This is a genomic window from Sphingomonas endophytica, assembly GCF_001476895.1.
Classification (GTDB): domain Bacteria; phylum Pseudomonadota; class Alphaproteobacteria; order Sphingomonadales; family Sphingomonadaceae; genus Sphingomonas; species Sphingomonas endophytica_A.
Genome location: NZ_LDTB01000087.1, coordinates 1 through 4,189, shown reverse-complemented (window position 1 = coordinate 4,189; position 4,189 = coordinate 1). Strand labels below are relative to the sequence as shown.

Genomic DNA, 4,189 nt, shown 5'->3' with positions numbered 1-4,189 from the left:
TGAGCTTTCCCGATTGGGAACCAATGACGGGAATCCGCCGCGCCCATCGCAACCACAGCCGTTCGACGCGCCCGCTTTCCCAAAATCTGTTCCCGAATGCACTTTCCCAAAACGGCTGGATGGAGACGGAGAAATGGGAAAGTGGCGAGCGTCCCAACGACCACGTTTTGGGAGAGCGCTGGCCCCCGGGTGCGGCCGAAATGAGCCAGGCGACGGTCAGCCGCGCCGTGGCCGATGAGACCCACAATCGGTCATTAAACGCCCCCTGCCCGCTTACCAACTTCGGCCATTCGTTCAGTTTAATTCCTAGCAGCGACACTGGCCTACCGCAGCAGTAGGACTCACTTTAAGGATGGCAGTCCAGCATGCCATCGTTTGACGCTGGCCATGTGGAATGGGGCCGGCAAAATCCGAAACAGAAATCACGCGCGATTGGCCGGTCCCCTGGAGATCACCGCGTCGATGCTCCACGCGCCTGCGCCGGCAAAAGCGAGATAGAAGAAGATGAAGCAGTAGAGGATCGCCTCGCTACCGCCGTTGACGCCTGGCCAGAACCCGGACGGAAGATGGCCGAGGAAATAGGCAATGGCCATCTCGCCCGACGCAACGAATGCCGCGATCCGGGTAAACAGGCCAAGCGTCAGGAGAATGCCAAGCGCAATCTCAAGCAATGCGGCGACCACCAGGAGCATGGGCAGCGGATCGGGCACGCCGGGCTGCGCGATCGGAAAGTGAAACAGCTTCATGAAGCCGTGCTCCATGAACAGGAGGGCGGCCACGATGCGCAGAACGCTGAGAATACGAGGGGACCAAGCGGACATGGGTTTTCCACATAGATGAAGGCCGGAGCGCGACGATGTCGCCTCCGGCCTAGAGGATCAGGCAAGCACCATCTTGACGGTCTGAGCAAGCGGGGTGGTCGGACGCCCGATCAGTGCCGAGAGCTGATGCCCGTCGTCGAATAGGGCGCCCTTCGATGCGGCCACGTCCCAGCCTGCGATCGCATGGGCAAAGCCCTCGGGTACGCCAGCGCCCTTCAGCACGGCAGCATAGTCGGCCTCGGGCAAGTCCTTGTGAGGTATGTCCCGGCCGGTCTGGAGTGAGATCTCCGCTGCCAGGTTGGGCAACGTCCAGGCCACGTCGCCAGCCAGTTCGTAGGTCTTGCCCTCATGCCCGGCACTGGTGAGGACCGTAGCCGCTGCTTCCGCATAATCAGCACGTGCGGCAGAGGAAACCCTGCCTTCACCCGCGCTACCCACCAGAGCACCGCTCATCAGCGCGCCCTGTATGGAGCCGGCATAATTCTCGCTGTACCAGCCGTTGCGAAGAATCGTGGTCGGGATGCCCGCCTCGGCGAGTGCGGCTTCGGTTTCGCGATGCTCAGCCGCGAGATCGAGCGGCGACGTGTCGGCATGCAATACGCTGGTGTAGACGATACGGCCGACACCCGCCTGTTTTGCCGCTTCGATGACGTTGCGGTGTTGCACAGCACGCTGGCCGATCTCGCTCGACGAGACGAGCATCAGCGTGTCGACTCCGGCGAGCGCGGGAGCGAGCTGATCGGCGCGCGAATAATCAAAGGCGCGTGCCTCTACGCCCAAGTCACCGGCCTTCTCCGGCGAACGGACCAGCGCCACGATCCCGTCGGCTGCGACCTTGGACTTGAGGCTTTCGATAATGAGGCGGCCAAGTTGGCCAGTGGCACCGGTAACGGCAATGGTCATGTCATTCACTCCTGTTGGATGTCAGTTGAAGCGGAAGCCGGAGATCATCGTCTCCAACACCTTCTCGGAATAAACCTGCTCGCCCGCCGCCTCGCTCGCGCCGGCCGCGATCATCAGCGGCAGCAGGTGCTCGGCCTCTGGGTGCGAGAGACGGGCGGCGGGAGCACTCTCCCAATGGGCTAGACTTTCTGCTCGAGCGGCGCCGGTCTGTTCGGCCGCCTGGGTCAGCCAGGTGTCGAACGCCTGGCTCGGCGCAGTGAAGCGCGGATCGCCATAGCCGCGCATGTTGTGGAAGCTCATGCCGGATGCGAGGATCAGCACCCCTTCGTCGCGCAAGGCTGCCAGCGCCCGCCCTGCCGCGACGTGAAGCGCGGGATCGAGCGTGCGATCGACCGACATCTCCACCACCGGGATATCGGCGTCAGGCAACGCTACCTTGAGTGGTACGAACACGCCATGATCGAGCCCGCGCGTCGGATCGACCGAAGCCTTGATACCGGCGTCGACAAGCAGGGCCGCAGCTCGCGCCGCCAGAGTAGGCGATCCAGGCGCATCGTAGCGCAGCTCGTAAGTGTGGGGTGGAAAGCCATAATAGTCATAGACCAGTGACGGCCGCTCCGCGCCGGTGAAGGCGAAGCCGTCGGTTTCCCAATGCCCCGACACGATCAGCACGGCGCGCGGTGACTCTGGTAGGGTTGCGGACAACGAGCGGAGGAACGCCGCCATGCCGGTCCAGATGCCGCGGGGATCGTCCATGAAGAAGCAGGGGCCCCCGCCATGGGGGATGAAGAAGGTCGGTTGCCGCATGTCGCATCCTTTCGTCAGCCGATATGGACCTTGACCCGATCCGTGATAATCATCGTTTTCGTACAATGACCTTCAACCAGGAGTGTTAGGTGGCGGACCGGCTAACAGGAATGGAGGTCTTCGTTCGTGCAATCCGTCTCGGCGGCCTCTCCGCTGCAAGCCGGGCGATGGGCATGTCGCCGACCATGGCGGCACGGCATCTCGATGCGCTCGAGGCGCGGCTGGGTACGACGCTCGTCAACCGCACCACCCGCCGCCTGGCGCTGACCGATGCGGGCGTCACCTACCTCGATCGGGCGGAGCGCATCCTTGCCGAAATCTCTGAGGCGGAGGCCGATGCGTCGGCACAGTCCCGCGCAGTCGAGGGCCTCCTCCGCGTGAATGCACCCGCAACGTTCGGGGTGATGCACATCGCAGCACTTGCTGCAGCGTTTCAGCGCCTGCATCCCGGCGTGAGGATCGAGCTCGGGCTGGACGATCGCTATGTCGACCTGCTCGAAGAACGATGGGATATGGCGATCCGCGTCGGTCGGTTGAACGACAGCAGCCTCATTGCCCGCCGCCTTGCACCGGTACGGCTCTCGATCTGTGCCTCACCTGACTACCTTGCCGAACGCGGCACGCCAGCAACCGTCGGCGACCTCGAACACCACGATTGCCTTGGCTACACGCTGGGCAATCTGACGGATACTGCCGTGTGGAGATTTGGGCGCAATGGCGATCAGCATGTGCCGGTGCGGGGATCTCTGCACGCCAATAACGGCGAGGCATTGGTGCGGGCAGCGGTAGCGGGACAGGGATTAGTCTACGGCCCTCGCTTCATTGCCGCCGATGCCATCCGAAGCGGAGAGTTGGTCGAGTTGGACCTTGGCGTAGAGTATATGGACTTAGGTGCGGTCCATTCCGTGACGCATTCACGACGCCGGCTATCGGCGCGCGTGAGGGCATGGCTGGACTTCCTTGCTTGCCGGATCCCGAATATCGCCAACGACTGGTGAAAAAGGGTGGACTTGCCCCGCTCAAATGGAGAGGCATTTGCTCAGCGTGGCGCGGTTTGTTCGAACTGCGCCGGGCTGGTGTAGTTGAGCGCGGAGTGGCGCCGGACGGGGTTGTAGAAGCCGTCGATATAGCGGGCAATGGCCTGCTCGGCCTGGGTACGGGTATAGAAGACGGTGGGCCAGACGAGTTCGGATTTGATGGTCTTGAAGAATGTCTCGACCATGGCGTTATCGTAGCAATTTCCCTTTCCCGACATGGAGATGCGGATGCCGTGGCGACGCAGCTCGGCTTGGTAGTCCACCGAACAATACTGGCTACCGCGGTCCGAATGATGAATGAGCCCCTTGGGGGGACGCCGCATGACGAGCGCCTTGCGCAGGGCAGCCAGCGCCAGATCGCGGTGCAGCCGGTCGCCGACAGCCCAGCCGACGACGCGGCGGGAGAAGAGGTCGATGACCACCGCCAGGTAGAGCCATCCCTCCCGTGTCCAGACGTACGAGATGTCGACGCCCCACTTCTGGTTGGTTGCCGTCGCGGTGAAATCCTGGTCGATGATGTTCGGCGCGATCGGGGACTGTCAGGAATTTTGTGCGGGAGGCCATAGGATGGAATGGAAGGGACCATCGGTATGGCAATCGACAAGGACGTGCTGGACCAGC

Annotated in this window: 5 protein-coding genes and 1 pseudogene; 2 read left to right on the top strand and 4 right to left on the bottom strand. The window is 62.8% G+C overall.

The genetic code is table 11. The features are described from left to right. A partial coding sequence (locus NS334_RS18850; RefSeq protein ID WP_206542668.1) for a hypothetical protein occupies positions 1-338 on the top strand: 338 nt, incomplete at its 5' end. 84 nt (positions 339-422) lie between these two features. On the opposite strand, the gene NS334_RS15970 is transcribed toward NS334_RS18850, so the two are convergent. From NS334_RS15970 to NS334_RS15960, 3 genes are read right to left on the bottom strand one after another with little or no spacing between them, the layout of a single operon-like run. Continuing rightward, positions 423-821 (bottom strand): DoxX family protein, encoded by a 399-nt coding sequence (locus NS334_RS15970; RefSeq protein ID WP_058756944.1) that lies wholly within the window; start codon positions 819-821, stop codon positions 423-425. Between the two features lie 57 nt (positions 822-878). Next, on the bottom strand, positions 879-1,724 hold the full coding sequence (locus tag NS334_RS15965; RefSeq protein WP_058756943.1) for an SDR family oxidoreductase: 846 nt from the start codon (positions 1,722-1,724) through the stop codon (positions 879-881). A 21-nt stretch (positions 1,725-1,745) separates the two neighbouring features. Further along, a complete protein-coding gene (locus NS334_RS15960; RefSeq protein ID WP_058756942.1) occupies positions 1,746-2,531 on the bottom strand; it encodes a DODA-type extradiol aromatic ring-opening family dioxygenase in 786 nt (261 codons plus the stop codon). A gap of 110 nt (positions 2,532-2,641) precedes the next feature. On the opposite strand from NS334_RS15960, the gene NS334_RS15955 reads away from it, so the two are divergent. Beyond that, entirely contained in the window at positions 2,642-3,529 is an 888-nt protein-coding gene (locus tag NS334_RS15955) for a LysR family transcriptional regulator (RefSeq protein ID WP_241491997.1), read from the top strand. Positions 3,530-3,570: 41 nt separating this feature from the next. Here the strand turns inward: NS334_RS15955 and NS334_RS17870 are convergent. Beyond that, positions 3,571-4,101: pseudogene (locus tag NS334_RS17870) on the bottom strand (IS3 family transposase); the annotation flags it as partial. Between the last annotated feature and the right edge of the window lie 88 nt (positions 4,102-4,189).